Below are 26,970 nucleotides of genomic sequence, written 5' to 3'. Positions count from 1 at the left end.
GAGGAGGCCGAGCAGCTCGCCTCCGAGCTCACGGTCGTGGACAAGGGCAGGGTCGTCGCGGGCGGCGGCATCGAGGAGCTCAAGGCCAGGGTCGGGGGGGGGCCCCCCGGGCGGCGCCCCCCCCGCCCCCCCCCCCGCCCGCCCGCGCCCCCACGAACCGTTAGCATCCGGCATATGGGACAAACAGGATGGGTGCGGGGGGAGCGGCCGTACTGGGCCTGGGCGCTGGCCGCCGTCGCCGCGGCCTGCTGGGCGGCCACGGTCCTCGTCTTCGCCCCCGGCTATCTGAGTCCCGACAGCCTCGACCAGTTGCGGCAGGCCCGGGGCATGACGCGGCTGACGGACTGGCACCCGCCCGTGCTCGCCCTGGTGTGGCGGGCGCTCATCGCGGTGACCGGCTCGATCACGTCCATGCTGGTCCTGCAGTCCCTCGTCCTCTGGGCGGCGCTGTGGGTGCTGGCCCGCTGCGTGTGGCGGCTCACCGCGAGCCGGGGCGGTTCGCTCGCCGTGCTCGGTATCGGGCTGCTGCCGTACGTGCTGACGTTCGCCGGGGTGGTGTGGAAGGACGTGCACGCGGCGTTCGCGCTGCTCGCCGCCTGCGCGGTCGCCCTCACCGGCCTGCTGCTGCGCGACCGCGACCCCCGGCCCGCCGTGCGCTGGGGTCTGCTCGCGCTCGGCGTGCTGTTCCTCGCCTACGCGATGCTGGTGCGCAAGAACGCCTTCCTCGCGGCGATCCCCGTCTTCGTCATGCTGGTCCTCGCGCTGTGGGGCGCCCCCGGCCGCCGTACGTGGGTGACCTGCACGGCGGCCCTGGCGGCCGCGCTGGTCGTCCCCGCCGCCGCCGTCTCCCTGTTCGCCGCGCCGCTGCAGACCAAGCAGGGCGCGCAGATCATGCTCGACGACCTCGTCCACGTGCTGACCGTGGACGAACTGCGCTCGGCGGACGTGTCACCCGCCCTGCGCGACCGGCTCGTGGCCTCCGCCCGGGAGTGCGAACGCGTCGGCGCCCTCTCCGACGCCTACTGGGCCTGCTACCGCCGCCCGGCGGACGGGCTGCGCGGCGACTCGGGCGAGATCACGTCCCTGTGGCTGCGGGAGATGGGCGGGCACGTGCCGCGGTACCTCCAGTACCGGCTGCTGCTCTTCACGACCCTGCTGTTCGAGACCGACTACGTGTACAAGGCGGGGATCACCCGCAACGACCTGGGCGTCGAGGTGGCGCACCCGCGTCTGGAGGACGTGCTCGGCACGTATGTCAAGGGCACGGCACAGGACCTGCCGTGGCTGTTCCGCGGCTGGTTCTGGCTCGCCGTCGCCCTGGTGCTGACGCTCCGTCCCGGCCGGGGCGTGTTCGCGATGCCCGTCCGGGCGCTGGGTGTCAGCTCGGCGGCGTACATCCTGGGCTACCTGCCGATCATGCCCGCGACGGACTACCGGTACGTCTACTGGCCGGCGATCGCCTGCTCCCTCGGCCTGCTGCTGCTCCTGCTGGGCCGGGGCAGGCCCGCGCCGCCCCCGACGGCCCCCGGCGCCACGGCCGCCCGCCCCCTGACGGCGCACGAGCCGGCGGACGCCGGAAGCCAGTAGGCCACCGGCCGGTCGGGAACCGGCCGGTCGGGAACCGGCCGGTCGGGACCAGCCGGTCGCACACGCCCCGTCGGGCACCAACCGGTCGAGCACCAACCCGTCGAGCACCAACCCGTCGAGCACCAACCCGTCGAGCACCAACCGGTCGAGTACCGGTCAGTCGAGAACCGGTCAGTCGAGAACCGGCAGCAGCTCCGGCAGGTGCCCGTCCGACGCCGTCGCCGCCCGTTGCCGCTCCTCGGGGACCTCGCCGTAGAGGGTGTTCCTGGGCTTGGCCGGGCGGCCCGCCGCGTCCGCCACGGCGATCAGGTCCTTCACCGACTTGTACGAGCCGTACGACGAGCCCGCCATGCGGGAGATGGTCTCCTCCATGAGCGTCCCGCCGAGGTCGTTCGCGCCCGAGCGGAGCATCTCGGCGGCGCCCTCGGTGCCGAGTTTCACCCAGCTGGTCTGGATGTTGGGGATGTGCGGGTGCAGCAGCAGCCGGGCCATGGCCGTCACCGCCCGGTTGTCCCGCAGGGTCGGGCCCGGGCGGGCGATCCCGGCGAGGTACACCGGCGCGTTGGTGTGCACGAACGGCAGCGTCACGAACTCGGTGAAGCCACCCGTGCGCTGCTGGATGTCCGCGAGGGTGCGCAGGTGGCCGAGCCAGTGGCGGGGCTGGTCGACATGCCCGTACATCATCGTCGAGGACGAGCGGATGCCCAGCTCGTGGGCCGTCGTGACGACGTCGATCCAGTCGGCCGCGGGCAGCTTGCCCTTGGTGAGGATCCAGCGGACCTCGTCGTCGAGGATCTCGGCGGCCGTGCCCGGGATGGTGTCCAGGCCCGCCTCCTTGGCCGCGGTCAGCCACTCGCGGATCGACAGGCCCGTGCGGGTCGCGCCGTTGACGACCTCCATCGGCGAGAAGGCGTGCACGTGCATGCCCGGGACGCGTTCCTTCACCGCCCGCGCGATGTCGAAGTACGCCGTGCCGGGCAGGTCCGGGTGGATGCCGCCCTGCATGCACACCTCCACCGCGCCCACGTCCCACGCCTGCTGGGCCCGGTCGGCGACCTGGTCCAGGGAGAGGGTGTAGGCGTCGGCGTCGGTGCGGCGCTGGGCGAAGGCGCAGAAGCGGCAGCCGGTGTAGCAGACGTTGGTGAAGTTGATGTTGCGCGTGACGATGTAGGTGACGTCGTCGCCGACGGCCGACTTCCGCACGTCGTCGGCGACCCGGGCGAGGGCGTCCAGCGCCGGGCCGTCCGCGTGCAGCAGGGCCAGCGCCTCGTCGTCGGTGAGCCTCGTCGGATCGTCGGCGGCCGTGCGCAGCGCCTCGCGCACGTCGGTGTCGATGCGCTCGGGGACCATGCCCGGGGCGGCGGCCTCGCGCAGGGCGCCCCAGTCGCCGTACACCTCGTCGAAGTCGTCCCGGCGGTCCGACGTACGGCCCTCGGTGTCGATGGAGCTGTGCAGGTCGGTACGGCCGGACGCGACGAAGACCTCCTCCGGCTCCTGCCACGGCAGGCCCCGCGGCAGGGCCTCGGGCCGGGCCAGGCCGGTCTCCGGGTCGGCCAGCGCGGCCACGTGCGGGCGCAGCCGCGGGTCCAGCCACGGCTCGCCGCGCTTGACGAACTCCGGGTAGACGCACAGCCGTTCACGCAGCTCGAAACCGGCCGCGCGGGACTTCTCGGCGAGCTGCTCGATCTGCGGCCAGGGGCGCTCGGGGTTGACGTGGTCGATGGTGAGCGGGGAGACGCCGCCCCAGTCGTCGATGCCGGCCGCGATCAGCCGCTCGTACTCGTCGTCGACCAGGTTGGGCGGGGCCTGGATGTTGCCGCTCGGGCCCATGAGGAGGCGGGCGACGGCCACCGTGGCGACCAGTTCGTCGAGTTCCGCGTCGGGCATGCCGCGCATGGCGGTGTCCGGCTTGGCGCGGAAGTTCTGGATGATCAGCTCTTGGACGCCGTGGTAGGCACGGGAGACCTTCCGCAGCGCGAACAGCGACTCGGCGCGCTCTTCGTAGGTCTCGCCGATGCCTATCAGAACGCCCGAGGTGAAGGGGACGGAGGACCGCCCGGCGTCCTCCAGCACCCGCAGCCGTACGGCCGGTTCCTTGTCGGGCGAGCCGTGGTGGGGGCCGCCCGGCTCCGACCAGAGGCGGGTCGCGGTGGTCTCCAGCATCATGCCCATGCTGGGCGCGACGGGCTTGAGGCGCTGGAAGTCGGCCCAGCTCAGGACGCCCGGGTTGAGGTGGGGCAGCAGCCCGGTCTCCTCCAGGATGCGGACGGAGACGGCACGGACGTAGGCGAGGGTGTCGTCGTAGCCGTGCGCGTCGAGCCACTCGCGCGCCTCCGGCCAGCGGTCCTCGGGCTTGTCGCCGAGGGTGATGAGGGCTTCCTTGCAGCCGAGGGCCGCGCCCTTGCGGGCCACGTCCAGCACCTCGTCGGGCGACATGAACATCCCGTGGCCCTCGCGGCGCAGCTTGCCGGGGACGGTGACGAAGGTGCAGTAGTGGCACTTGTCCCGGCACAGCCGCGTCAGCGGGATGAAGACGGACTTGGAGTACGTGATGACGCCGGGCCGCCCGGCCGCCTCCAGGCCCGCGTCCCGCACCCGGGCGGCCGAGGCCGACAGGTCCTCCAGCTGCTCCCCCCGGGCCTGGAGCAGCACCGCCGCCTCGGCGACGTCGAGCGAGACGCCGTCCCTGGCCCGTTTCAGGGCGCGACGCATGGAGTTCTCGGTGGGGCCGGTTCCGGAGGTCGCGGAAGTCGTCATTCTTCGAGCATACGAGTGCGCTGATCAGGCTCGGGGCAGCCCCGTCAGTGGAAGGCCAGCCATCCGATGCCCAGGGCCGAGGTGAGACCGGCGGCGGCCACGGCGGCCGGCCGGTTGCGGTGCAGGGTGAGCCAGACCACCGCGGCGGTGACCAGCACGGCCGTCGTGCCGATCGCGGCGCGCAGCAGCCCCTGGCTGTAGCCGTACTCGGTGAAGTGACGCAGGAGCCAGGAAAACCACCAAAGCCTCAAGACGCTTCCCCCGTGGAACGTGGAATCAGTGAGCCGGTCTCCCACGCCGTCGGGTGCGCGGTGGTCGGCCGCGCACCGGTGTGGGTTCCGGCCCGGTTGCTGACCCGCAGTTTAGTAGGAAGCGCCGAACGGCCTGCCGGGCTGGGGAGTTGTCAGAGGTGATCGGCGAGGGCGTCCAGGGCCTTCAGGACCTCCGCCTCGCCCGTCGGAGGCAGTTGCGCCACGACCTCCTCGATGCCGAGGTCGGCGTAGTGGGCGAGTTTGCCCGGGGTGGGGTGGACGGCGTAGGGGACGACCTGGAGGGACTCGGGGTCGCGGCCGGCGTCGGCCCAGGCGGTGCGCAGCAGCGGCAGGGCCTCGCCCAGGCCCCGGCCGCCGATCGGCAGCCAGCCGTCGGCGTACTCGCTGATGTGGGCGAACAGCGTGGGTCCGGCGGCCCCGCCGAGCAGCGTGCGCGGGCCGGTGACCGGGCCACGCGGCTCACGCACGGGCTTCGGGAACGCGTGACTGGCCCGGACGCTGCCGAACTCCCCCTCGTGGGCGACCGGTTCCCGTGACCACAGGGCCCTCATCAGCGCCATCCGGTCCCGCACCAGTGCGCGCCGGGTGCTCCACCGCACGCCGTGGTCGGCGGCCTCCTCGACGTTCCAGCCGAGGCCGACGCCGAGGGTGAACCGGCCGCCGGAGAGGTGGTCGAGGGTCGCGACCTGTTTGGCCAGGACGATCGGGTCGTGCTGCGCGACGAGCGTGATGCCCGTGCCGAGCCCGAGCCGCCCGGTGACGGCGGCGGCCTGGCCGAGCGCCACGAACGGGTCGAGGGTACGGCCGTACTCGGGCGGCAGCTCACCGCCCGCCGGGTACGGGGTGGTCCGTTCCACGGGGATGTGAGTGTGCTCGGGCAGGTACAGCCCGGCGAAACCGCGCTCCTCCAGCTCCCGGGCGAGCCGGGTCGGGGTGATCGTCTCGTCGGTGAGGAAGATCGTCACGGCGATGCGCATGAGGTATCTGTACCGGAGGACGGCCACAGTGTCGATACCGACCGGTCGGACGTCCGGATGATCACCACGGCCACCCACGGCCACCCACGGCCCTCGCCGGGGCCCGTGCCGGCGCCTCCCCGCTTCCCCGGGATTCCCGCTTCCCCGCTTCCCCGGGATTCCCGCGGCCGATTCCCCTCTCTTGCACGCCTGTTCACGGCCGACTACAAGGGTGCACACGCACCATCCCGCGCCACCCGTGCCACGTCTGCGACGACACCTGGGGAGCAGCAGCATGTGCGAGGACCACCATGGCGGGCTCGGCCGGCGCGCCCTGTTCGTGACGGGAGCGGCGGCCGCGCTTACCGTGGGAAGCGTGAGCTTCGCCGCGGCGGCCGACGGGGGCCGGGAGACCAGGACCGTGCGGGGCACGCTGCCGCCCGGCTCCCCGGACTTCGTGTACGTGCCCGTCGAGGTCCCGGCCGGGGTCCGCGAGCTGAAGGTCGCCTACACCTACGACCGGCCGTCCGTCCCGGCCGGCACCGCGGGCAACGCCCTCGACATCGGCGTCTTCGACGAGCGCGGCACCGAGCTCGGCGGCCGGGGCTTCCGCGGCTGGTCGGGCGGGGCGCGCACCGAGTTCTTCGTCCGCGCGGACGACGCCACGCCCGGCTACCTCCCCGGCCCGGTCCGCGAGGGCACCTGGCACATCGCGCTCGGCCCGTACACCGTCGCCCCGCAGGGCCTGTCGTACGAGATCACGATCACGCTGACCTACGGGGAGCCGGGCGAGACCGCCCGGCCGGTGTATCCGCCGCGGCGGGCGAAGGGCCGGGGGCGGGCCTGGTACCGGGGCGACTGCCACCTGCACTCCTGGCACTCCGACGGCCGCCGCACCCCCGCCGAGATCGGGGAACTGGCCCGGGCGGCCGGCCTGGACTTCATCAACTCCTCCGAGCACAACACGCACTCCGCGCACGCCCACTGGGCCGACGTGGCCGGGGACGACCTGCTGGTCATGCTGGGCGAGGAGGTCACGACCAGGAACGGGCACGTGGTCGCGCTCGGCACCGACCCGGGGACCTTCGTCGACTGGCGCTACCGGGCCCGCGACAACCGCTTCGGCCGGTTCGCGCGGCAGATCCGCCGGGCCGGCGGCCTGGTCGTCCCGGCCCACCCGCACGCCACGTGCGTCGGCTGCAACTGGAAGTTCGGCTTCGCCGAGGCGGACGCCGTGGAGGTGTGGAACGGCCCCTACACGCCCGACGACGAGGTGGCGCTGGCCGACTGGGACAGCATGCTCGTGGCGTCCGTGCGGGACGGGCGCGGCTGGCTCCCGGCGATGGGCAGCAGCGACGCCCACCGCTCCCCGGACGCGGTGGGCAGCCCCCAGACGGTCGTCCTCGCCGACGACCTGACCCGGGAGGCCATTCAGGAGGGCATCCGGGCGGGGCGGTCCTACGTCGCGGAGTCCGCGCGGGTCGCGCTGTCGCTGCGGGCGTCCGGCGGACGCGGCGCGCACGCGGGCATCGGCGAGCGGCTCGCCGTCGGCCGCGACACCCCGGTCACCGTCCGCCTGGAGGTCACCGGCGCCCCGCGCTGCACGGTCCGCTTCGTCACCGACCAGGGCGTCCTGCACACCAGCGACCCGCTGCCGGTCTCCGGTTCGGGCGTGGTCGAGTGGCGCACGACACCGTCGTACGCGGCGTACGTCCGGGCCGAGTTGCGGCACGAGGCGGCGGCGGGGCCGTTGCCGGGGGCCCTTGCGGCGTTCACCAACCCGATCTTCCTGGGGCGCGACTAGACGGTGTCCGCCAGGTCCGCGACGACCGCCGCGTGGTCGGAGGGCCACACCCCGTCGGCCGGGCCGTCGCAGGCCCGCCGGACGGACCGTACGTGGCCGAGTCCGCCGGGGCCGGGCGGGCCCACGTGGATGTAGTCGATGCGCACGCCGGGCTCCCGGGCGGGTGCCACGTACGGGTTGGCCGGGTCCCAGGTGGCGGAGGGGGCGGCCGGGTCGGCGTACTCCCAGGCGTCGAGGAGGACCTGTCCGGGCACGGCCGGGGCGGTCTTGTAGCCGCCGAGGAGGCGGACCTCGTCGGAGTCGGGCCAGGCGTTGAGGTCGCCGGTGACGACGGGCGGGAACGGGGTGTCGCCGCGGTGCCGGGCGACGAAGGCGGCGAGCGCGGCGGCCTGCCCGCGGCGGATCGCCGACCCGTGCAGGACGGAGCTGAAGTGGGCCGTGAAGAACGGCACTTCGTGGCCGGGTGTGGCCAGGCGGGCGTAGAGGGCGAGGCGGCCGTCGTCCGACTCGGCCGGGGCGGGCAGCGGCAGCACGTCCTGGTCGACGACCGGCCATCTGCTCAGCACCGCGTTGCCTATGCCGACCGTGGGGTCCTGGATCCGCCGCTGCCACCGCTCCGGGGCGGGCGAGGGGCCCCAGGCCCAGTGCAGGCCCAGCTCACCGGCGAGCCACTCGGCGAGGTTCTCGCCGTCGGCCGCCCACACCTCCTGCAGTCCGACGACGTCGGGCCGCAGCTCCCGCAGGGCCGCGAGGATCGCCTTCTGCCGTGTCTGCCACGGCCCGAAGCGCCACCACAGGTTCCAGGTCACGATCCGCATCCGCAGCCACCCGCTCTCCTCGTTGCCGCGTGGGGGATCATTGAAGCAGGCCGCGTTGCAGAGTCCGTGAGAGCTTCGTGCGAAGGAGAGACCGGAAGACGATGTCCCGCCGCACCGACCTGAGGTTCCGCGCGACGACGGCGTTCCAGCGCCGCCTCAACCCGATCCTGCGCCGCCTCCCCTTCCAGACGGTCCTGGAGACCAGGGGCCGCGTCTCGGGCCTGCCCCGTCGGACGCCGGTGGGCGGACGCCGCGCCGGCGGCTCCTTCTGGCTGGTGTCGGAGTTCGGCGAACGGTCCCAGTACGTGCGCAACATCAAGGCCGATCCGCGGGTGCGGGTGCGCATCCGGGGGCGGTGGCACGCGGGGACCGCGCACCTGATGCCGGAGGACGATCCGGTGGCGCGACTGCGGGGGCTGCCGCGGGTCAACAGCGTGGCCGTGCGGGCCCTCGGGACGAACCTGCTGACCGTGCGGGTGGACCTGGACGGCTGAGGAGTTGCGTCAGCCCGGCCAGACGATCGCCTGCACCTCGCTGTAGGCGTGCAGCGCGTAGCTGCCGACGTCCCGGCCGACGCCACTGCGTTTGAAGCCGCCGAACGGCGCCTCCATGTTGCGCCCGACCGTGTTGATCCCGACCCCGCCGGCCCGCAGGCGCCGGGCCACCCGGAACGCCCGGGCCACGTCGCCCGACCAGACGTAGTCGACGAGCCCGTAGTCGGTGTCGTTGGCCAGCGCGATGCCCTCCTCCTCGTCGTCGAAGGGGACGACGGCCACCACCGGCCCGAAGATCTCCTCGCGGACCACGCGCATGTCGTGAGTGCAGTCCGCCAGGAGGGTCGGTGCGACGTAGAAGCCGCGGGGCAGGCCCGGGCGTTCGCCGCCCGCCACCACCACCGCGCCCTCTTTCCGCCCCAGTTCGACGTACGACTCCACCCGGTCCCGGTGGGCCGCCGAGATCACCGGCCCGACGACGGTGTCCGGCTCGCGCGGGTCCCCGGCCTTCAACCGGTCGGCGTAGGCCGCCAGTTGTTCCACCAGCCGGTCGTGGATGCCGCGCTGCGCCAGGACCCTCGTCGGTGCCGTGCAGATCTGGCCGCTGTAGAAGGAGAAGGTGGTGCCGATCCCGGCGACGGCCGAGTCCAGGTCCGCGTCGTCGAAGACGACCGCGGCGCCCTTCCCGCCCAGCTCCATCAACTGCCGTTTCATACCGCGCCCGCACACCTCGGCGATGCTCTGCCCGACCGCCGTGGAGCCGGTGAAGCTGACCATGTCGACGTCCGGCGATGTGACGGCGGCCTCGCCGACCTCCGTACGGGAGCCGCTGACGACGTTCACCACGCCCGGCGGCACGCCCGCCGCCTCCAATGCCTCGGCCATCCGGTAGACCGACAGCGGGTCCTGCGGGGCGGGTTTCACCACGACCGTGTTGCCCATCGCCAGGGCGGGGGCGACCTTGCCGGCCGGGTTGGCCCAGGGGTTGTTGTACGAGGTGATGCAGGTGACGACGCCGACGGGCTGCCGGACGGCCAGGGCGCCCATGACACCGGCCTTCCCCATCGGCCCGGCCTCGTTGATCTGGGGCGTGATCGCCCACTCGGCGGGCTCCACGCGCGCGTAGCGCCGGAAGCGGGCGGCGGCGACGCCGACCTGCATGCCGCGGGCGGTGCCGAGGGTCGCTCCGGTCTCCGCCTGAGCCAGTGACGCGTACTCCTTCAGCCGGGCGGCGATGATCCCTGCCGCCCGGCCGAGGACCGCGGCCCGCTCCTCCGGTGCGGTGCGCGACCACGGCCCGAAGGCCTCGCGGGCCGCCGCACAGGCCGCGAGCACCTGGTCCCGCGAGGCCTCCGGCGCCCACCCGACGGTCTCCTCGGTCGCCGGGTCGATCACCTCGTAGTGCCCGCCGTCCGGCTCCACCCAGGAGCCGCCGACGAACAGCGGCTGGCGTGCCGTCACCGCGTACTCACCGTCCGCGTGTCCCGCCCCGAGCGCAGCACCCGGCCCGGTACGGCCCCGGTCACCACGTCGTCCCGGATCGCCTCGACCCCGTTGACCCACACGGCCCGCACGCCCAGCGCCCGGGAGTCCAGCCGGGGACTGCCGCCCGGCAGGTCGTGCACCAGGGTGGCCGGGCCCGCGTCGATCCGCTCCGGGTCGAGCAGCACCAGATCCGCGTGCAGGCCCTCCTCGATCCGGCCCCGCTCGCGCAGCCCGAAGAGCCGGGCCGGGTCGTCGGTCAGCATCTTCACGGCCTGCTCCAGACCGACCAGCTTCCGCCCCCGCAGGCAGTCCCCGAGGAACCGGGTCGTGTACGGCGCCCCGCACATCCGGTCCAGGTGGGCGCCCGCGTCGGATCCGCCCAGGAGCACGTCCTCGTGCTGCCAGGTCTCCGCCCGCAGCGCCCAGGACGCCGGGTCGTTGTCGGTCGGCATCGGCCACAGCACCGTGCGCAGGTCGTCGCGGGCGCAGATCTCCACCAGGCACCCGAAGGGCTCCTGCCCGCGCTCCTCGGCGATGTCCCCCACCACGCGCCCCGTCAGCCCGGCGTTGGCCTCGCTGTAGGTGTCGCCGATGACGTACCGCCCGAAGTTCGCCAGCCGCCGGAAGACCCCCGCCTCCTTGGAGTTCGCGCGCCGCAGCAGCTCGGCCCGCACGTCCGGGTCGCGCAGCTTCTCGATCCGCTCGGGCACCGGCAGCCCGAGGACCGGCCCCCAGCCGGGGATCAGGTTGAGCGCGCAGAAGGTCCCCAGCGACATGTTCATCGGCGTGAGGATCGGCATGGTCAGCGCCACCACCCGGCCGCCCGCCTTCCGCGCCTGCTCGCTCGCGAGCAACTGCCGGGGCACCCGCTCGGGAACGGCCGCGTCGATCGTCAGCACGTTCCAGTTCAGGGGCCGCCCCGCCGCCGCGCTCATCTCCGCGAAGAGATCGATCTCCGCGTCGCTGAACTGATCCAGACAGCCGGCGACGATCGCCTCGATCTGCGTGCCCTCGCACTCCCCGACGGCCCGCGACAGCGCCAGCAGCTCGGCCGGCCGGGCGTGCCGGGAGGCGACCGGCTGTCCGTCGCCGTCGGAGTGGCTGGTCGACTGGGTGGTGGACAGCCCCCACGCCCCGGCGTCCATGGCCTCCCGCAGCAGCCGCACCATCGCGTCGAGCTGCTCCCGGCCCGGCTGCCCGCCCACGGCCTGCGGCCCCATCACGTAGCGCCGCAGCGCGCAGTGCCCCACCATGAACCCGGCGTTGACGGCGATCCGCCCCTCCAGGGCGTCCAGGTACTCACCGAAGGAGTGCCAGCTCCACGGCGCCCCCCGCTCCAGCGCCACCAGCGCCATGCCCTCGACCCGGGACATCATCCGCCGCGTGTAGTCGGCGTCCTCGGGCCGCCCGGGATGCAGCGGCGCGAGCGTGAACCCGCAGTTGCCGCCGACGACGGTGGTGACCCCGTGGTGGAGCGAGGGCGTGGCGTACGGATCCCAGAAGAGCTGGGCGTCGTAGTGGGTGTGGGGGTCGACGAAGCCGGGCGTGAGGACGAGCCCGGCGGCGTCCTCGACCGACCGCGCCTCGTCGGTGACCTCACCGATGACGGCGATCCGCCCGTCCTTGATGCCGACGTCGGCGGTGCGGCCGGGAGCGCCGGTGCCGTCCACGACGGTCGCCCCTGTGATGACGTGATCGAGCATGACCACTCAACTCCTCCGAGTACGTCGCCTTGAGGGGCGCGGGGAACTGCGCGAACAGCCCCTGCGGACCCGCACCCGCCGACGCACGCTCAACCGCCCCGCCGGAACCGCGACGTCCGGTGCACGGGATCCGTATCGATCTTGGGGATCACGTACTCCCCGACCAGCCGGATCGTCTGCAGCGTCTCCTCCTTCGGCACCCCGACCGGCAAGCCGAAGCTCAGCTGATCGGCCCCGGCCCGCTCCCACCGCTCGCACTGGCGCAGCACCTCGTCCGGATCGCCGCAGATCAGCAGCTCCTCCTCGATCAGCACCTCGACGAACTCCTCGGTGTACTCCGGCAGCGTCTCCGGCCACACCGGGAACCCCTCGGGCCGCGGGAACGTGTCGTGGTACCGGAACACCAGCGAGGGCAGATAGTGCAGCCCCCCGCTCGCCGCGATCCGCACGGCCTCCGCGTGGGTCGGCGCACAGATCGCCGTCGTCGTCACCATCACGTTGTCGTTGACGAAGTCCCCGACCGGCTCCGCGTCCACGATCGCCGTCTTGTACTGCTCCAGCACCCACTCCATGTCGGAGACCTTCTGCACACTGAAGCCGAGCACGCCGAGGCCCTTCCTCGCGGCCATGGCGTACGACGGCGGCGATCCGGCCGCGTACCACATCGCCGGGTGGGAAGCACCGTACGGCTTGGGCAGGACCTTGCGCGGCGGCAGCGACCAGTGCTTGCCCTGGAAGCCGGCGTACTCGTCCTGGAGCCACATCTTGGGGAACTCGGCGATGGTCTCCTCCCAGAGTTCCTTGGTGTGGTTCATGTCGGTCACCCCCGGCATGAACCCGAGGATCTCGTGGGACCCGGCCCCCCGGCCGCTGCCGAACTCGAAGCGGTTGCCGCTGAGGTGGTCGAGCATGGCGACCTTCTCGGCGACCTTCACCGGGTGGTTGACCGGGGCGAGCGGGTTGAAGATCCCCGAGCCGAGGTGGATCCGCTCGGTCGCGTGCGCCAGGTAGCCGAGGAAGACGTCGTTGGCGGACAGGTGCGAGTACTCGTCCAGGAAGTGGTGCTCCGAGGCCCAGGCGTACTTGAAGCCGGACTTGTCCGCCTGGATGACGTACTCGGTCTCCTCCATCAGCGCCTTGTGCTCGGCGAGCGGGTCGGTCTCGGCTCGTTTGCCGACGTATCCCTGAACGAAGATGCCGAATTCCAAGGAGATTCACCGCCCCACGGTCATTTCTGACGATGCGTCAGATGCTGGCTCCGACTGTTCCACCGGCCCCTGAGGGCGTCAAGAGCTGATGGGTCGTCAGATAACGGGGACCCCGGCCAGCCACCCGCCGTCGATCACGAACGGCTGTCCCGTGATGTACGAGGAGTCCTCCGAGGTCAGGAACAGCGCGAGCCGCGCCACCTCCTCGGGCCGGCCGGCCCTGCCCAGCGGTACGAGCCTGCGGTACAGCCGGTCCAGGCCCCGCGCCGACTCCTCCGGGTCGGCGTCCGGGTCGAGCAGGGCCGGATTGGCCATGGGGGTGTCGATCGCCCCCGGGCACACGGCGTTGACCCGTATCCCGCGCCCCGCCAGCTCCAGGGCCGCGACCCGGGTCAGACCGACCACGGCGTGCTTGGTCGCCGCATAGGAGCCCACCGCGGCCATCCCGGTCAGGCCCGTGCAGGAGGCGGTGTTCACGATCGTGCCCCCGTCGGTCATCCCGGGGGCGACCGCCTTGATGCCGAGCAGACAGCCCACCTGGTTGACCTGCACCACCTGCAGGAACTCGTCGAGGGGCGTGTCGAGGAGGGAGTTGAAGCGCAGGATCCCGGCGTTGTTGACCAGCCCGTCGACGTGGCCGTAGGCGTCCTCGGCGGCGGTGACGGCGGCCTGCCAGTCGTCCTCCCGGCCCACGTCCAGATGGACGTACCGCCCGCCGATCTCCTTGGCGAGGGCCTCGCCCCGGTCGTCGAGGACGTCCCCGAGGACCACCCGGGCACCCTCGGCCGCGAACAGCCGCGCCTCCTGCTCGCCCTGGCCGCGTGCGGCGCCGGTGACGATGACGACCCGTCCGTCGAGCTTGCCCATGGGGTCTCCTCACAGCTCGGGGGCGACCTCGGCGCCGAACGCCGTGATCTGGTCGATGAGTTCACTGCGGCTCCGGCTGCGGAACCGCACCTGGATCCGGTGCACGCCCATCGCCCGGTACGCCCGCAGCGACTCGGCGAGCTCGCGCGGACCGCCGGTGAGGGTCCGGCGCCCCACCTCCCAGCGGGGCGTGCCGACGTACAGCGGCTCGGTGATGGCGCCCACGGTGAACGGGCCCCGTAGGCCCGCCCGCTCGCGCAGTTCCCTGATGCGGGCGATCTGCGCGGGCAGGCGGTCCCTCGGATCGCCCTGCGGCAGCCAGCCGTCGCCCTTGAGCGCGGCCCGGCGTACGGCGGCGGGCGAGGAGCCGCCGACCCACAGGGGCACGGGGTCCTGCACGGGCCGGGGCCGCTGCCCGAGCCCCTCGAACGTGTACAGCTTGCCGCGGTGCTCGGGGAACTCGTCGGGCCCGAGGGCGGCGCGCAGGGCGTCGATCGACTCGTCCAGCACGGCCCCGCGCCCGCGGAAGTCGACACCCAGGGCCTCGAACTCCTCCTGGACGTGCCCGGCACCGACCCCGAGGATCAGGCGACCGCCCGAAAGGTGGTCGACGGTCGCGTACTGCTTGGCGGTGAGCAGGGGATGCCGCAGCCCGACGATCGCGACATGGCTGAGCAGCCGCACGTGTGCGGTCGCTGCGGCCAGGAAGGCGAGGGTGGCCACGGGGTCGTACCAGACGGTGCTCATGGCGGCGGCGAGGCGGCGCGGAACGCCGACGTGATCGCAGCTCGCCAGGTAGTCGAACCCGGCCCCGTCGGCGGCGCGGGCGATCTCCAGCAGGTCCTCCGGCCCGGCGGCCGCCTCCCAGTCCTCGGCGTAGAGGGTGCTCTGCGACTGGACGGGGAGCTGCATCCCGTACCGCAGGCTCACCGCGCGACCCCGCCGGCACCCGGCCACAGCCCCTCGGGCGTCAGCCCGAGCAGCTCGATGGCGTTGCCGCGCACGATCCGCTCGATGACGTCGGGCGCCAGGTGCCCCATCTGCGCCTCGCCGACCTCGCGGGACTTGGGCCAGGTGGAGTCGGAGTGGGGGTAGTCGGTCTCGTACAGGACGTTGCCGACGCCGATGGAGTCGAGGTTGCGCAGTCCGAAGGCGTCGTCGAAGAAGCAGCCGTACACGTGCTCGGCGAACAGCTCGGACGGCGGCCGGTGCACCTTGTCGGCGACGCCGCCCCAGCCGCGGTTCTCCTCCCACACCACGTCGGCCCGCTCCAGGATGTAGGGGATCCAGCCGATCTGCCCCTCGGCGTACATGACCTTGAGGTGCGGGAAGCGTTCGAACTTGCCGCTCATCAGCCAGTCGACCAGGGAGAAGCAGCAGTTGGCGTACGTGATGGTGGAGCCGACGGCGGGCGGGGCGTCCTCGGAGGTGGAGGGCATGCGGCTGCTGGAGCCGATGTGCATGGCGACGACCGTGCCGGTCTCGTCGCAGGCCGCGAGGAAGGGATCCCAGTCGTCGGTGTGGATCGAGGGCAGCCCGAGGAAGGGCGGTATCTCGGAGAAGGCGACGGCACGGACACCGCGGGCGGCGTTGCGCCGGACCTCCGCAGCCGCCAGGCCGGCGTCCCACAGGGGGACGATGGGCAGGGGTACGAGCCGCCCGTGCGCGGCCGGGCCGCACCACTCCTCCACCATCCAGTCGTTGTAGGCCCGCACACAGAGCAGGCCCAGCTCGCGGTCCTTCGCCTCGGTGAAGGTCTGGCCGCAGAAACGCGGGAAGGTGGGGAAGCACAGGGCGGACTGGACGTGGTTGACGTCCATGTCGGCGAGGCGCGCGGTGACGTCGTAGGAGCCCGGGCGCATCTGCTCGTAGGTGATGACCTCCAGCCGGATCTCGTCCCTGTCGTACCCGACGGCGGTGTCGAGCCGGGTCAGCGGCCGCCGCAGGTCCTCGTAGACCCACCAGTCCCCGACGGGACCGTCGTCCCCGGCCTGCCCCATGACCGGTTTGAAGCGCCCCCCGAGGAAGGTCATCTCCTTCACGGGGGCCCGCACGATCCGCGGCCCCACGTCCCGGTACTTCCTCGGAAGCCGCTCCTGCCAGACGCCGGCGGGCTCCAGGGTGTGGTCGTCCACGGAGATGATCAGCGGAAAGGTGCTGTCGGGGGTGTCCATGGCGCTCACGGTAGCGCTGATCTGACGGGCCGTCAGCTATGTGCGCAGCGGTCGGTTCCGGCCGCGATGGCGTGATGCGCGCGGGTGGGGGCCCGCCGCGCGCGAAGAGAGTGTGCAGACCCGGTGGACTCCCCGCGCCGCCCTGTGATCGGCGTCTCCCACGGCTGACGTATCCGCCGCCCACAGGGCAAACTGGCCTGGTTGCTCAGGATGTCTAGGGGGACTGCATGGACGGTGTACCGAAGGGTGTGCCGCGCGTACCGGAGCAGCGGCGTCCCGACTCCCTGCCGGAGCCGGCGACGACGACCGGCCCGGCCGGCCCGGCGGAGGCCGCGGCGCTCAGAACCGGGCCTACCGGAGCGGCGGATGCCGAGGCACCGGCGACAGGCCCGGCCGGACCGGCGGATGCCGCGGCGCTGCGTTTCGGGGTGCTCGGCCCCGTGCGGGCCTGGCGCGGCGACGAGCCCGTCAGCACCGGGTCCCCCCAGCAACGCGCGCTGCTCGCCGCCCTGCTGCTGCGCGAGGGGCGTACCGCCACGGCGGCGGAACTGATCGACGCCCTGTGGGGCGAGGAACCGCCCTCGCAGGCACTGGCGGCGGTACGGACGTACGCCTCCCGCCTGCGCAAGGTGCTGGACCCGAGCGGCGAGGCACGCCGGCCGGGCGGCCCCGCCTCGGCCGTCCTGGTCAGCGAGTCCGGCGGCTACGCGGTCCGCGACCTCGCCGAGGGCGCCCTGGACCTCACCGTCGCCCAGGACCTGGCGACCGAGGCGGACAAGGCCCGCTCCGCGGGCGACCTCTGCCACGCCCGCACCACCCTGCGCCGCGCGCTCGCCCTGTGGGACGGGGAGACGCTGGCCGGTGTGCCCGGCCCCTACGCGGAGGCCCAGCGTGTCCGTCTGGAGGAATGGCGCCTGCAATTGCTCGAATCCAGGCTGGACATGGACCTGGAGCAGGGCTGCCACGCCGAGGCCGTCTCCGAACTCACCGCCCTCACCGCCGCCCACCCGCTGCGTGAGCGGCTGCGCGAGCTGCTGATGCTGGCGCTCTACCGCAGCGGCCGCCAGGCCGAGGCGCTCGCCGTGTACGCCGACACCCGCCGCCTGCTCGCCGACGAGCTCGGCGTGGACCCGCGCCCCGGACTGAGCGAGCTGCAGCAGCGGATCCTCCAGGCGGACCCCTCGCTGGCGGAGCCGTCCTCCCCGGCGCCCGAGCCGACCGCGGCCCCGGTCCGCCCCGCCCAACTTCCCGCTACCGTGCCGGACTTCACCGGCCGCTCGGCGTTCGTCCGCGAGCTCGGCGACATCCTCACCTCCGCCGAGGGCCGGGTCATGGCGGTGTCGGCCCTCGCGGGCATCGGCGGGGTCGGCAAGACGACCCTCGCGGTGCACGTGGCCCACCAGGCCCGCACGGCGTTCCCCGACGGGCAGCTGTACGTCGACCTCCAGGGCGCGGGCGCCCGGGCGGCGGAGCCGGAGACGGTCCTCGGCTCGTTCCTGCGCGCCCTCGGCACGGCCGACTCGGCGATCCCCGACTCCCTGGAGGAGCGCGCGGCCCTGTTCCGCTCGGTCCTGGCCGGGCGCCGGGTGCTGGTCCTGCTGGACAACGCCCGGGACGCCGCCCAGGTACGTCCCCTGCTGCCCGGCACGGACGGCTGCGCCGCACTGGTCACCTCACGGGTGCGGATGGTGGACCTGGCGGGCGCCCACCTGATCGACCTCGACGTGATGTCCCCGGACGAGGCGCTGGCGCTGTTCACGAGGATCGTGGGCGAGGAGCGGGTGGCGTCCGAGCGCAAGGCCGCCCTGGACGTGGTGGCCGCCTGCGGTTTCCTGCCGCTGGCGATCCGCATCGCGGCGTCCCGACTGGCGGCCCGCCGCACCTGGACGGTGTCGGTCCTCGCGGCGAAGCTCGCCGACGAACGCCGCCGCCTGGACGAACTCCAGGCCGGGGACCTGGCCGTCAAGGCCACCTTCGAGCTCGGCTACGGCCAGCTGGAGCCCGCCCAGGCACGCGCGTTCCGGCTGCTCGGCCTGGCCGACGGCCCCGACATCTCCCTCACCGCCGCGGCGGCGGTCCTGGACCTGCCGGCCGAGGACACCGAGGACCTGCTGGAGTCCCTGGTGGACACCTCTCTCCTCGAATCGGCGGCCCCCGGCCGCTACCGCTTCCACGACCTGGTGCGGCTCTACGCGCGTGCCTGCGCGGAGCGTGACGAACTGCCCCCGAGCGAACGCGGGGCGGCGCTGTCCCGGCTGCTGGACTTCTATCTGGCGTCCGCCGCCGGCGTCTACGCGATCGAACGACCGGGTGACCGGCTGGTGGACCACCTGGAGCCCACGTCGTACCCGGGGCTGCGGTTCGACGACCGGCACGCGGCGCAGGACTGGCTGTACGCGGAGGCCATGTGCCTGCTCGCCTGCGCCCGGCAGTCCGCGGGCCGGCCGGAGAGCCTCGCCCGGGCCATCGACATGCTGTGGGCCGCGCACGACCTGTCCGAGTCGGGGGCCAACTCCCGGGAGTACGAGGCGACGGCCGAGGCGCTCGTCACAGCGGCCCGGTCGCACGGCCTCGGACGGGCGGAGGCACGGGCCCTGATGACGCTCGTCAACGTCCACCACGTGAGCGGCCGTTTCGAGCGGGCCGAGGAGGAGGCGGAGCGGGCCATCCTGCTCGCGCAGGAGTCCGACGACCTGCTCCCCGTCTGCTGGGCCCGCAACGCGCGCGGCATCATCGCGCTCTACCAGAACCGGCACACGGACGGCGAGGAGCACCTCTCCCGGGCCATCGAGCACTTCCGGGCCCTGGGCGACCGCCCCGGCGAGGCCGCCGCGCTCTGCAACCTCTCGCGGATCCACCTCGCGACCGGCCGCACCCAGAGCGCTGTCGCGCTGGCGCGGCAGGGCATCGACGTCTACGACGGCCTGGGCAACTCGATGCGCGGGGCGAACGCCCGCTACGCCCTCGGGCTGGCCCTCACCCAGAGCGGTGAGCTGGGCCAGGCGGCCGACCGGCTCCAGGAGGCGCTGGAGGTGTTCCGCGACAGCAGGCAGCGCCTCTGGGAGGGCATGAGCCTGTTCCGGCTGGCCGAGGTGGATCTCGCCGCCCGGCGCGCGGCCCGGGCCGCGGCGAACGCCGAGATGGCGCTCACGGTGCTGCGCGGGATCGGCGGGGAGTGGCGGCGGGGCAATGTCCTCACGGTCCTCGGGCGTGCGCTCAGCGGCATCGGCCAGACCGGCCGGGCCCATGTCTGCTGGCAGGAAGCGGCCGGGATCTACGAGGAGTTGGGCTCTCCGGAGGCCGCCGAGGTGCGGGCGCTGCTGTCCCCGGTGCAGGCGGCCTGAGGGGGCGCGGAGGCGTTCATCATTCGTTTATCGCCCCCCGCCATGATGGACGCAGTCGATCCGTCGCGTCGGGGGGCAGACGGGTCGCCGCACGGGCCTCGCCCTGTTGTCCGGGGTGAGGCCCGGGTGGGCCCGCCCGGCCACCCTCGGGGGAGTGACCGGCCGGGCCCGCCGACCTCACTGCCTGTTCCACGCCAAGGGGAGTTGACGACCATGGGCGACGAGCTCAAGCCGCAGGACCTGCACGCCACGGACGAGCCGCTGGAGACCCAGGACTTGCACGCGACGGACGAGGGGGCCCTCAAGAAGCAGGACCTGCACGCCACGGACGAGCCGCTGGAGACGAAGGACCTGCACGCCACGTCGGAGCCTTTCAAGCCGACGAAGTAAGCCACCCGAACCGGGGGATCGGCCGCGGCGGCGCGGAGGGGGAGCCGTCGCGGCCGAGGTGTGTCCGCGGGCAGGGACGTCGCTTCAGAGGGAAGCGACCCGTCCTCCCGGCCCGCACAGCTTCCCCGTGTCGTCCTCGTCGGACGTGAAGACGACCACGCCCGCGGGCTGCCGGCTCGCGATCACGGCCAGGGCCGTGTCGATCGCGTACGTGGGGCCGCGCTGGCCGGTGTCCGGAGCAGGGCGACCGCCGCGTCGGCGACCTCCTTGGTCACGGGTTCCGCAGGTAGCAGGACGGAACCACCGGCTCGCCCTCCGGTGCCGCCGGCCGGCCGGGAGGGCCGTCGGCCCGGCGAAGTGCGTCGCGGACCGCGGCGCGCGATAGTGGGTCGGCGCAGATCACAGTCGCTCCCCGCAGGAAGGCGGCCCCCATGCCCGGCGAGCAGCCCCATCTCTACGAGACGCTCGACGAGCGGTTCCGGACCGGCAGGTGCCAGGCGGGGGACTCTCGGCTGGAGACGCTGTACGAGGGCTGCCGGTGGGCCGAGGGGCCGGTGTACGTGCCCGCGGGGCGGTGTCTGGTGTGGAGCGACATTCCCAACGACCGGCTGCTGCGGTGGGACGAGACCACCGGGGCCGTCGGCGTCTACCGCTCCCCCGCCGGGTTCCCGAACGGCAACACCCTGGACACCCAGGGCCGTCTGGTCACGTGTGAGCAGGGCAACCGCCGGGTGACCCGGACCGAGCACGACGGTTCGGTCACCGTGCTCGCCGAGCGGTTCCGGGGCAAGCGGCTCAACAGCCCGAACGACGCCGTCGTGCGGTCGGACGGGTCGGTGTGGTTCTCCGACCCCGAGTTCGGGATCGCCACCGACTACGAGGGGCATCGCGCCGAGAGCGAGATCGGCGCCCGGAACGTCTACCGCGTCGACCCCGCGAGCGGCGAGGTGCGGCTGGTCGCCGACGGGTTCCAGGGGCCCAACGGGCTGGTCTTCTCGCCGGACGAGCGGCGGCTGTACGTGTCCGACAGCCTGGCCAACCACATCCGCGCCTTCGACGTCGGCGAGGACGGCGCCTCGCTCTCCGGCGGCGAGGTGTTCGCCGCGTGCGCGCACGGCACCTTCGACAACATCCGGTTCGACGACGAGGGACGGCTGTGGGCCGCCGCCATGGACGGGGGCGTGCACTGCTACGACCCCGACGGCACACTTCTGGGCCGCATCCTGGTGCCGGGCACCGTCGCCAACGTCCGCTTCGGAGGCGCCCGGCGCAACCGGCTGTTCATCGCCGCCGACACCACGCTGTACTCCCTGATGATGTCGGTCACCGGGACCCCGGCCCTGCCGCCCGGCCGGTGACCCGGTCCCGCAGGGCGCCCTTCACCACCTTCCCGCTCGCGTTGCGCGGCAGTTCCGTGACGAACTCGACGCTTCTCGGGACCTTGTAGTTCGCCATCTCCCTGCGGGACCAGGCGATCAGGTCGTCGCCGGTGAGCAGGGCGCCGGGACGGCGTACGACGTAGGCCCGGCCGACCTCTCCGAGGCGGGCGTCGGGCACGCCGATCACGGCCGCGTCGGCCACGTCCGGGTGGACGCACAGGAGCTGTTCGATCTCGGCGGGGTAGGCGTTGAAGCCGCCGACGATGAACATGTCCTTGAGGCGGTCGGTGATGCGCAGGTTGCCCGCCTCGTCCAGGACGCCGATGTCGCCGGTGCGCAGCCAGCCGTCGGGGGTCAGCACCTCGGCGGTGGCCTGCTCGTCCTCGTGGTAGCCGGCCATGACGTGGAAGCCGCGGACCAGGACCTCGCCGGGCAGGCCGGGCGGGAGGCGCCGGCCCTCGGGGTCCGCGACGCGCAGCTGCGTGCCGGGGATCGCCCGGCCCGACGTGGACGCGATCACCGCCGGGTCGTCGCCGCGCCGGCACATCGTGACGACGCCGCTCGCCTCGGAGAGGCCGTACGCCGTGAGGACGGTGCCGATGCCGAGTTCGGTGCGCAGGCGCTCCACCAGGCGCAGCGGGACGACCGCCGCTCCCGTCACGACCAGGCGGAGGGACGAGAGGTCGTGGGCGGCGCGTGCGGGGTGGTCCAGGAGGGACTGGAGGAGGGTCGGGGGACCGGGGAGGACGGAGACCCGCTCGGCGGCGATGTTGGCCAGGACCGTGTCCACGCCGAAGACCGGCTGGGGGATCATCGTCGCGCCCCGCATGAGGCAGGCGATGACTCCGGCCTTGTAACCGAAGGTGTGGAAGAAGGGGTTGACGATCAGATAGCGGTCGCCGCGGGTGAGGCCCGCCAGGTCGCTCCAGATGCCGTAGGCGCGCAGGGTCTGCTCGTGGGTGATGACCGCGCCCTTGGGGCGGCCGGTCGTGCCCGAGGTGAAGATGATGTCCGAGGGCTGGGTGCCGCGTACGGCGGTGGAGCGCTCCCGTACGTCCGCCGCCCCCACCCCCTCCCCCGCGGCCAGGAAGTCCTTCCAGGTGAGGAAGCCGGCCGGGGCGTCGTCGGAGAGGACGACCGCGTGGCGCAGGGCGGGCAGGCCGGGCAGGGGGCCGGTGCCCGGGCCGTCCCCGGCCGCCCTGCGCAGGGACGCCACGTACGAGGTGCCGAGGAACGTGCCGGTCACGAACAGCAGCCGGGCTCCGCTGCGGCGCAGGACGTCCGCCGCCTCGGCGCCCTTGAAGCGGGTGTTGAGCGGGACGAGCACCGCCCCGGCCGAGACGGCGCCCAGGGCACCGACGATCCAGTCCAGCGAGTTCGGGGCCCAGACGCCGACCCGGTCGCCCGGTTCCAGGCCGGTCGCGAGGCAGGCCGCCGCCGCGCGCTCCACGCGTACGCCGAGGTCCGCGTAGGTGACGCGGGTCCGGCCCTCGACGACGGCCTCGGTGTCCGCGTACCGCTCGGCCGCCGACCTGACCAGGGCGGGGATGCTCGCCCATGCCGTATCCGCCCGCACAGTGCGCCTCCCGACGACGTAGGAGCTGACTGGCCGTCAGATTATCGGTAATCTGACGACCTGTCAGCGACGGTTCGGCCCCGGAGGTGCGCGCAGCATGGCAGCAGGATCGGGAGGCCTCAAGGACGCCACCGCTCTCGTCGGCATAGGCCGGACCCCCTTCGCCAAACGGCTCCCGGAGGACGAACGCACCCTCGCCTGCCGCGCCGTCCTGGCCGCTCTCGACGACGCCGGGATCGCGCCCGGCGAGGTCGACGCCCTCGCCTCCTACACCATGGAGGAGACGGACGAGGTGGAGCTGGCGAAGGCCTGCGGCTTCGGCGACCTCACGTTCTTCAGCAAGGTCGGCTTCGGGGGCGGCGGTTCGTGCGCCACCGTCGCCCATCTCGCCGCCGCCGTGGCCGCCGGGCAGGCGAGCGTCGGAGTGGCGTGGCGCTCCCGCAAGCGGGGCAGCGGTCCCCGGCCCTGGACCGACACCACCGTCCAGCTCCCGACCCCGGCCCAGTGGACCCGCCCGTACGGGCTGCTGAGGCCCGCCGACGAGATCGCGATGCTCACCCGCCGCTACATGCACGAGTACGGCGCCACCCGGGACCACCTGTTCAACGTGGCCCTGGCCTGCCGCAACCGGGCCAACCAGAACCCCGACGCGATCATGTACGACCGGCCGCTGACCCGCGAGATGTACATGACCTCCCGCTGGATCAGCGAGCCGCTCTGCCTCTTCGACAACTGCCTGGAGACCGACGGGGCACTGGCCTGCGTCGTGGTCTCCGCCGAGCGCGCCCGCGACTGCCGGCACCGGCCCGTGTACGTCCATTCCGCCGCCCAGTCGCTGCCCGCCCAGCACCACGGCATGGTCAACTACTGGAACGACGACCCCCTCACGGGCCCCGCCTGGGCCGCCGCCCGGCACCTGTGGAAGCACGCCGACCTGACCCCCGAGGACGTCGACGTCGCCCAGATCTACGACGCCTTCACACCGCTGGTCCTGCTCTCCCTGGAGGGCTACGGCTTCTGCGGGCGCGGCGAGGGCGGGGCGTTCACCGAGGGCGGGGCGCTGGAGACCGGCGGGCTGCTGCCGCTGAACACCGGCGGGGGCGGGCTGTCCGAGGCCTACGTCCACGGTTTCAACCTCATCACCGAGGGGGTCAGGCAGCTGCGCGGGACCAGTACCGCGCAGGTGCCGGACGCCTCCGTCTGTCTGGTCACGGCGGGCGAGGGGGTCCCGACCTCCGCGCTGCTGCTGAGGAGTTGAGGAGCCACCGATGCTGCGTCCCGTCCCCGACACCGACGGCGCCCCCTTCTGGGAGTACGCCGCCCAGGGCGAACTCCGCGTCCAGGCCTGCGCCGCCTGCGGCGAGCCGCGCTTCCCGCCCCGGCCCTGCTGCCCGCACTGCCAGTCCTTCGACAGCGAGTGGCGGCCGGTGTCCGGCCGCGGCCGGGTCTGGTCGTACGTCGTCGCCCATCCGCCGCTGCTGCCCGACTACGCGGCGCAGGCGCCGTACAACGTGGTCGTCGTCGAGCTGGACGAGGCGCCCCGCATCCGGCTCGTGGGCAACCTGGTCCCCGCGGCCGGACGGCCGCTGGGCGCCTTCCCGGTGGAGAGCCTGCGCATCGGCGCACGGGTGCGGGCCGTCTTCCACGACGGCCTCGTCCAGTGGGTTCCGGAGCGGTCATGAGCCGTGTGCGCGTGGAGGCCGACCGGGACAGCGGGGTCGCCGTCGTGACGCTGAACCGGCCCGGGCGGCTCAACGCCGTCGACCTCGCCATGGCAGGCGAACTGGCCGCCGCCTGGGGCGAGCTGCGCTTCGACGACTCCGTGCGGGCGATCGTCCTCACCGGGGCCGGGGAGCGCGCCTTCTGCACCGGCATCGACCGGGACACCGTCGTGCCGCAGCCCACCTCGCCCTACGCACAGGACGATCCGCTGCTCGCCATCGGTCCGAAGGCGAACGACCTGTGGAAGCCGGTCGTCGCCGCCGTGCACGGCATGGCCTGCGGAGGCGCCTTCTACCTGCTCGGCGAGGCGGAGTTCGTCGTCGCCGACACCACCGCCGCGTTCTTCGACCCGCACACCACCTTCGGCATGGTCAGCGCCTACGAGTCCGTGCTCATGGCCCAGCGCATGCCGTACGGGGAGGTGGCCCGGATGGCGTTGATGGGCACGGCGGAACGGATCTCGGCCCGGCGGGCGTACGAGGTGGGCCTGGTGTCGGAACTCGTCGCCGAGGGCGAGGCGTTGAGGGCGGCGACCGCCTGCGCCACCGTCCTCGCCGGGTATCCGGCCGAGGCCGTGCAGGGCACCGTGCGGGCGCTGTGGGCCGCGAGCGAGGCGGCCCGGGCCCAGGGCTTCGCACAGGCGCCCCACTTGATCGCACTCGGGAACGCGCCGGATGAGCGGCAGGCCCGGTTGTTCGCCGGACGGTCGCGGGAGTACCGGTTGCGCGAGTAAAGGTCGTTGACCCTTACACGCGTATGCTCGGGGCGTGGTTGAGCATCGGATGATCGACGTCAATGGCATACAACTGCACATCGCCGAGCAGGGCGAGGGCCCGCTCGTGGTGCTGCTGCACGGTTTCCCGGAGTCCTGGCACTCCTGGCGGCACCAGTTCGGCCCGCTGGCCGAGGCCGGGTTCCGGGTGGTGGCGCCCGACCAGCGCGGGTACGGCGGCAGCGACCGCCCCGACGACGTGGCCGCCTACAGCATCCTCCACCTGGTGGGGGACGTGGTCGGGCTGGTCCACGCGCTGGGCGAGGAGCGGGCGTTCGTCGTCGGGCACGACTGGGGCGCGCCGGTGGCCTGGCACACCGCGCTGCTGCGGCCGGACGTGGTGCGCGGGGTGGCCGGGCTGAGCGTGCCGCCGCCGTTCCGGGGCGACCGGCCCCCGCTCCAGACCATGCGGGAGCGGTTCGGGGGCCGCTTCTACTGGAACTACTTCGACCGGCCCGGGGTCGCCGAGGCCGAGCTCGGCGCCGACACCCGCACGGCGCTGCGCAAGCTGCTGTACTCCACCTCCGGTGACGCGCCGGGCGCCGGGCGCCCCGAACAGGCCCTGGTCGACCCGGAGCGCGGCTGGCTCGCGGACGCCCCGGACCCCGAGGTGCTGCCCGCGTGGCTCACCGAGGACGACCTCGACGTGCTGACCGAGAGCTTCGAGCCCGGCTTCACCGGCGCCCTCAACTGGTACCGCAACCTGGACCGCAACTGGGAGCTGACCGCCCCCTGGCAGGGCGCGGTCGTCTCCCCGCCCGCGCTGTACGTGTACGGCGACCGTGACCTGGTGCCGGGCTTCCCGGGCACGCCCGAACTGATCGAGCGGCTGCCCGGCCTGATGCCGAACCTGCGCCGCGAGCCGCTCGTGCTGCCGGGCTGCGGCCACTGGACGCAGCAGGAGCGGCCCGCCGAGGTGAACGAGGCGCTGATCGCGTTCCTCACCGAGCTGCGGGACTGACGTCCCGTCGTGCCGACACGGCCCGGAGGGCAGGTCAGTGGTCGACGAGGGCCTGACCGTCGACCTCGCAGTGGTCGACCGAGTCCACCAGGCCCGTCCCGCCGCCCACGCGGACGTCGACGGTGGCCTTGCCGTGCGCGGGCACCGTGAGGTCCCCGTAGCGGTCGACGACGGTGATGCCGCGTTCGTCCTCGAAGGTCACCGCGACGGAGAAGTCCGCCGTGCGGCCGTTGGGGTTGCTCACCTCGACGGTCGCGTAGGGGGCCGCCGGGGTCGCGCAGCTCACCAGCCGCGCGATGCCGTCCTTCAGCGCCTTTGCGCTGCCGGAGCCGGAGGACGACGTCGGCGTGGAGCCGTAGTCGGGCCTGCGGGTGTACGAGCCGCCGCCGGTGCTGCCGTAGTCATCGTCGTCGGAACCGTAGGAACCGCCGCCGGTGGAGTACGAGCCGCCGCCCGAGGTGGACGAGCTCGAACTGTCGTGGTCCTGGCCGGAGCTGCTGCATCCGCCGCCACCGCCGCCGTGACCGTGACTGCCGCCCCGGCCCCGGCCGGACGAGAAACCGGTCAGTGCCAGTACCACCAGCACCAGCACCGCCGTGAACCTGAGCCCGCGCCCCCGTGTCTGCATGCCGGAGAGCCTAGTGATCGTCTGTCACGGTCATGTCACCGCGTGGCGACCGGAGCGTGCCCGGCGTAGCGTC

22 protein-coding genes and 1 pseudogene are annotated in these 26,970 nt (G+C 73.3%); 11 read left to right on the top strand and 12 right to left on the bottom strand.

Translation table 11 applies throughout. The features are described 5' to 3' along the window. Together ACFV20_RS24610 and ACFV20_RS24605 are read left to right on the top strand one after the other, a co-directional pair. Positions 1-129: pseudogene (locus tag ACFV20_RS24610) on the top strand (daunorubicin/doxorubicin resistance ABC transporter ATP-binding protein DrrA); the annotation flags it as partial. A gap of 45 nt (positions 130-174) precedes the next feature. Next, positions 175-1,587, top strand: coding sequence for a hypothetical protein (locus ACFV20_RS24605; RefSeq protein ID WP_385659749.1), 1,413 nt, complete (start codon positions 175-177; stop codon positions 1,585-1,587). Between the two features lie 171 nt (positions 1,588-1,758). On the opposite strand, the gene ACFV20_RS24600 is transcribed toward ACFV20_RS24605, so the two are convergent. The 3 genes from ACFV20_RS24600 to ACFV20_RS24590 form a co-directional block, all read right to left on the bottom strand. Continuing rightward, entirely contained in the window at positions 1,759-4,344 is a 2,586-nt protein-coding gene (locus tag ACFV20_RS24600; protein WP_385659738.1) for a bifunctional FO biosynthesis protein CofGH, read from the bottom strand. 44 nt (positions 4,345-4,388) lie between these two features. Next, a complete protein-coding gene (locus ACFV20_RS24595; RefSeq protein ID WP_385659737.1) occupies positions 4,389-4,595 on the bottom strand; it encodes a hypothetical protein in 207 nt (68 codons plus the stop codon). 152 nt (positions 4,596-4,747) lie between these two features. Continuing rightward, the gene (locus ACFV20_RS24590) at positions 4,748-5,593 is read right to left on the bottom strand and encodes an LLM class F420-dependent oxidoreductase (RefSeq protein WP_385659735.1); all 846 of its coding nucleotides are present in this window, start codon (positions 5,591-5,593) and stop codon (positions 4,748-4,750) included. Positions 5,594-5,867: 274 nt separating this feature from the next. Between ACFV20_RS24590 and ACFV20_RS24585 the strand changes: the two genes are divergently transcribed. Beyond that, complete coding sequence (locus tag ACFV20_RS24585; protein WP_385659733.1) at positions 5,868-7,376, top strand: CehA/McbA family metallohydrolase; 1,509 nt, start codon at positions 5,868-5,870, stop codon at positions 7,374-7,376. On the opposite strand, the gene ACFV20_RS24580 is transcribed toward ACFV20_RS24585, so the two are convergent. Then, positions 7,373-8,194 carry an endonuclease/exonuclease/phosphatase family protein gene (locus ACFV20_RS24580; protein WP_385659731.1) on the bottom strand — a complete coding sequence of 274 codons (822 nt, stop codon included), beginning with the start codon at positions 8,192-8,194 and terminating at the stop codon, positions 7,373-7,375. The two genes, ACFV20_RS24585 and ACFV20_RS24580, sit on opposite strands and share 4 nt — an antisense overlap. Before the next feature lie 101 nt (positions 8,195-8,295). Here ACFV20_RS24580 and ACFV20_RS24575 point away from each other — a divergent pair, with 101 nt between their 5' ends. Then, entirely contained in the window at positions 8,296-8,688 is a 393-nt protein-coding gene (locus ACFV20_RS24575) for a nitroreductase/quinone reductase family protein (RefSeq protein ID WP_385659729.1), read from the top strand. Between the two features lie 9 nt (positions 8,689-8,697). Here ACFV20_RS24575 and ACFV20_RS24570 read toward each other — a convergent pair whose 3' ends face one another. From ACFV20_RS24570 to ACFV20_RS24545, 6 genes are all read right to left on the bottom strand, one after another. Next, positions 8,698-10,149 carry an aldehyde dehydrogenase family protein gene (locus ACFV20_RS24570; RefSeq protein ID WP_385659727.1) on the bottom strand — a complete coding sequence of 484 codons (1,452 nt, stop codon included), beginning with the start codon at positions 10,147-10,149 and terminating at the stop codon, positions 8,698-8,700. After that, positions 10,146-11,876: an amidohydrolase family protein gene (locus tag ACFV20_RS24565; RefSeq protein ID WP_385659725.1), complete on the bottom strand. Its 1,731-nt coding sequence runs from the start codon at positions 11,874-11,876 to the stop codon at positions 10,146-10,148. Before ACFV20_RS24565 ends, ACFV20_RS24570 begins: the two co-directional genes overlap by 4 nt. 89 nt (positions 11,877-11,965) lie before the next feature. After that, positions 11,966-13,084 carry an LLM class flavin-dependent oxidoreductase gene (locus ACFV20_RS24560; RefSeq protein ID WP_385659723.1) on the bottom strand — a complete coding sequence of 373 codons (1,119 nt, stop codon included), beginning with the start codon at positions 13,082-13,084 and terminating at the stop codon, positions 11,966-11,968. 96 nt (positions 13,085-13,180) lie between these two features. Next, positions 13,181-13,951, bottom strand: coding sequence for an SDR family NAD(P)-dependent oxidoreductase (locus ACFV20_RS24555; protein ID WP_385659721.1), 771 nt, complete (start codon positions 13,949-13,951; stop codon positions 13,181-13,183). Positions 13,952-13,960: 9 nt separating this feature from the next. Next, positions 13,961-14,863: a TIGR03619 family F420-dependent LLM class oxidoreductase gene (locus ACFV20_RS24550; RefSeq protein ID WP_385659718.1), complete on the bottom strand. Its 903-nt coding sequence runs from the start codon at positions 14,861-14,863 to the stop codon at positions 13,961-13,963. A 14-nt stretch (positions 14,864-14,877) separates the two neighbouring features. After that, positions 14,878-16,125 carry an amidohydrolase family protein gene (locus ACFV20_RS24545; RefSeq protein ID WP_385659716.1) on the bottom strand — a complete coding sequence of 416 codons (1,248 nt, stop codon included), beginning with the start codon at positions 16,123-16,125 and terminating at the stop codon, positions 14,878-14,880. Positions 16,126-16,352: 227 nt separating this feature from the next. On the opposite strand from ACFV20_RS24545, the gene ACFV20_RS24540 reads away from it, so the two are divergent. The 3 genes from ACFV20_RS24540 (at position 16,353) to ACFV20_RS24530 (ending at position 21,217) form a co-directional block, all read left to right on the top strand. Then, positions 16,353-19,469: a BTAD domain-containing putative transcriptional regulator gene (locus ACFV20_RS24540; protein ID WP_385659714.1), complete on the top strand. Its 3,117-nt coding sequence runs from the start codon at positions 16,353-16,355 to the stop codon at positions 19,467-19,469. A 213-nt stretch (positions 19,470-19,682) separates the two neighbouring features. Continuing rightward, positions 19,683-19,859 carry a hypothetical protein gene (locus ACFV20_RS24535; RefSeq protein ID WP_385659712.1) on the top strand — a complete coding sequence of 59 codons (177 nt, stop codon included), beginning with the start codon at positions 19,683-19,685 and terminating at the stop codon, positions 19,857-19,859. Between the two features lie 431 nt (positions 19,860-20,290). Further along, positions 20,291-21,217: an SMP-30/gluconolactonase/LRE family protein gene (locus ACFV20_RS24530; protein ID WP_385659711.1), complete on the top strand. Its 927-nt coding sequence runs from the start codon at positions 20,291-20,293 to the stop codon at positions 21,215-21,217. Here ACFV20_RS24530 and ACFV20_RS24525 read toward each other — a convergent pair. Beyond that, positions 21,183-22,814 carry a FadD3 family acyl-CoA ligase gene (locus ACFV20_RS24525; RefSeq protein WP_385659709.1) on the bottom strand — a complete coding sequence of 544 codons (1,632 nt, stop codon included), beginning with the start codon at positions 22,812-22,814 and terminating at the stop codon, positions 21,183-21,185. The genes ACFV20_RS24530 and ACFV20_RS24525 overlap by 35 nt on opposite strands. 97 nt (positions 22,815-22,911) lie before the next feature. On the opposite strand from ACFV20_RS24525, the gene ACFV20_RS24520 reads away from it, so the two are divergent. Genes ACFV20_RS24520 through ACFV20_RS24505 form a run of 4 tightly spaced genes read left to right on the top strand, consistent with a single transcriptional unit; the run spans position 22,912 to position 26,269 of the window. Continuing rightward, positions 22,912-24,072, top strand: coding sequence for a lipid-transfer protein (locus ACFV20_RS24520; protein ID WP_385659708.1), 1,161 nt, complete (start codon positions 22,912-22,914; stop codon positions 24,070-24,072). A gap of 10 nt (positions 24,073-24,082) precedes the next feature. After that, positions 24,083-24,496 carry a Zn-ribbon domain-containing OB-fold protein gene (locus ACFV20_RS24515; RefSeq protein WP_385659706.1) on the top strand — a complete coding sequence of 138 codons (414 nt, stop codon included), beginning with the start codon at positions 24,083-24,085 and terminating at the stop codon, positions 24,494-24,496. Continuing rightward, on the top strand, positions 24,493-25,269 hold the full coding sequence (locus tag ACFV20_RS24510; RefSeq protein WP_385659705.1) for an enoyl-CoA hydratase/isomerase family protein: 777 nt from the start codon (positions 24,493-24,495) through the stop codon (positions 25,267-25,269). The genes ACFV20_RS24515 and ACFV20_RS24510 overlap by 4 nt, the downstream gene beginning before the upstream one ends. A gap of 49 nt (positions 25,270-25,318) precedes the next feature. After that, positions 25,319-26,269 carry an alpha/beta fold hydrolase gene (locus ACFV20_RS24505; RefSeq protein WP_385659747.1) on the top strand — a complete coding sequence of 317 codons (951 nt, stop codon included), beginning with the start codon at positions 25,319-25,321 and terminating at the stop codon, positions 26,267-26,269. 34 nt (positions 26,270-26,303) lie between these two features. Here ACFV20_RS24505 and ACFV20_RS24500 read toward each other — a convergent pair whose 3' ends face one another. Beyond that, a complete protein-coding gene (locus tag ACFV20_RS24500; protein WP_385659703.1) occupies positions 26,304-26,897 on the bottom strand; it encodes a hypothetical protein in 594 nt (197 codons plus the stop codon). Between the last annotated feature and the right edge of the window lie 73 nt (positions 26,898-26,970).

The organism is Streptomyces sp. NPDC059696 (assembly GCF_042733745.1).
Taxonomy (GTDB): domain Bacteria; phylum Actinomycetota; class Actinomycetes; order Streptomycetales; family Streptomycetaceae; genus Streptomyces.
This window is presented reverse-complemented; position numbering and strand designations above follow the sequence as displayed.

Coding starts and splice junctions, on each gene's coding strand:
- ACFV20_RS24605 (WP_385659749.1), top strand. CDS start 175: ATGGGACAAACAGGATGGGTGCGGGGGGAGCGGCCGTACTGGGCCTGG.
- ACFV20_RS24600 (WP_385659738.1), bottom strand. CDS start 4,344: ATGACGACTTCCGCGACCTCCGGAACCGGCCCCACCGAGAACTCCATG.
- ACFV20_RS24590 (WP_385659735.1), bottom strand. CDS start 5,593: ATGCGCATCGCCGTGACGATCTTCCTCACCGACGAGACGATCACCCCG.
- ACFV20_RS24585 (WP_385659733.1), top strand. CDS start 5,868: ATGTGCGAGGACCACCATGGCGGGCTCGGCCGGCGCGCCCTGTTCGTG.
- ACFV20_RS24580 (WP_385659731.1), bottom strand. CDS start 8,194: ATGCGGATCGTGACCTGGAACCTGTGGTGGCGCTTCGGGCCGTGGCAG.
- ACFV20_RS24575 (WP_385659729.1), top strand. CDS start 8,296: ATGTCCCGCCGCACCGACCTGAGGTTCCGCGCGACGACGGCGTTCCAG.
- ACFV20_RS24565 (WP_385659725.1), bottom strand. CDS start 11,876: ATGCTCGATCACGTCATCACAGGGGCGACCGTCGTGGACGGCACCGGC.
- ACFV20_RS24555 (WP_385659721.1), bottom strand. CDS start 13,951: ATGGGCAAGCTCGACGGACGGGTCGTCATCGTCACCGGCGCCGCACGC.
- ACFV20_RS24550 (WP_385659718.1), bottom strand. CDS start 14,863: ATGCAGCTCCCCGTCCAGTCGCAGAGCACCCTCTACGCCGAGGACTGG.
- ACFV20_RS24545 (WP_385659716.1), bottom strand. CDS start 16,125: ATGGACACCCCCGACAGCACCTTTCCGCTGATCATCTCCGTGGACGAC.
- ACFV20_RS24540 (WP_385659714.1), top strand. CDS start 16,353: ATGGACGGTGTACCGAAGGGTGTGCCGCGCGTACCGGAGCAGCGGCGT.
- ACFV20_RS24535 (WP_385659712.1), top strand. CDS start 19,683: ATGGGCGACGAGCTCAAGCCGCAGGACCTGCACGCCACGGACGAGCCG.
- ACFV20_RS24530 (WP_385659711.1), top strand. CDS start 20,291: ATGCCCGGCGAGCAGCCCCATCTCTACGAGACGCTCGACGAGCGGTTC.
- ACFV20_RS24520 (WP_385659708.1), top strand. CDS start 22,912: ATGGCAGCAGGATCGGGAGGCCTCAAGGACGCCACCGCTCTCGTCGGC.
- ACFV20_RS24515 (WP_385659706.1), top strand. CDS start 24,083: ATGCTGCGTCCCGTCCCCGACACCGACGGCGCCCCCTTCTGGGAGTAC.
- ACFV20_RS24510 (WP_385659705.1), top strand. CDS start 24,493: ATGAGCCGTGTGCGCGTGGAGGCCGACCGGGACAGCGGGGTCGCCGTC.
- ACFV20_RS24505 (WP_385659747.1), top strand. CDS start 25,319: ATGATCGACGTCAATGGCATACAACTGCACATCGCCGAGCAGGGCGAG.
- ACFV20_RS24500 (WP_385659703.1), bottom strand. CDS start 26,897: ATGCAGACACGGGGGCGCGGGCTCAGGTTCACGGCGGTGCTGGTGCTG.